1 protein-coding gene and 1 pseudogene are annotated in these 597 nt (G+C 69.2%); one reads left to right on the top strand and one right to left on the bottom strand.

Annotated features, from left to right (window positions below; translation table 11 throughout):
- Positions 1-35: 35 nt before the first annotated feature.
- Positions 36-164 (bottom strand): hypothetical protein, encoded by a 129-nt coding sequence (locus tag DBR34_RS16000; protein WP_258224004.1) that lies wholly within the window; start codon positions 162-164, stop codon positions 36-38.
- Positions 165-232: 68 nt separating this feature from the next.
- Here DBR34_RS16000 and DBR34_RS23430 point away from each other — a divergent pair.
- Positions 233-597, top strand: a pseudogene (locus DBR34_RS23430) (hypothetical protein); the annotation flags it as partial.

The following is a 597-nucleotide window of genomic DNA, read 5'->3' as shown; positions in this document are numbered from 1 at the left end:
GCCTGGTGGTGCGGCGCCGCTGAGCGGCGCGGCGGTCAGCTGTCACCATCGGCCTGGGCATCGTCCAGGCTGATGATGCCGCGCTTGAGTGCCTGGGTCACCGCGTGGGTGCGGTCGCGCGCGCCCAGCTTCCCCCTTGCGATTGCACCGGTGTGCCCGATCACCGGGGGCCATGCCACCGCCTTAACCGGTAACCGCGTATCGTCAGCGCTCTTTGAGTGGGAGTGGATGCATGCGTTGGATCGTGTTGTTGGCCGCATTGGCCATGCCGGTGGTGTCGTGGTTCTCGCAATCCGGCGCATTCGGCCCGACCAATGGCGCGATCTCCGACCGCTATCCGACCCTGCTCGTCGCCGCCGGTTACGCGTTCGCGATCTGGGGCGTGATCTTCCTGTGGGACGTGATCTTCGGACTGTGGCAGCTGCGCCGACGCCGTCCGGACCTGCCCGGCGTGCGTGGCTGGGCGGCGGCCGGGTTCGCGCTGACGGCGGCATGGATGCCGGTGTTTTCCAGCCAGTGGTTCCTGCCCGCGCTGGCGATCATCTGGGCCGCGCTGGTGTGCCTGTTGATGGCCGCCGTGCGCGCCGCGCCCACCGA

It is taken from the genome of Stenotrophomonas sp. HMWF003 (genome assembly GCF_003061285.1).
Lineage (GTDB): Bacteria > Pseudomonadota > Gammaproteobacteria > Xanthomonadales > Xanthomonadaceae > Stenotrophomonas > Stenotrophomonas maltophilia_AP.
The sequence above is the reverse complement of the archived record's forward strand: the minus strand, read 5'-3'. Positions and strand labels throughout refer to the sequence as shown.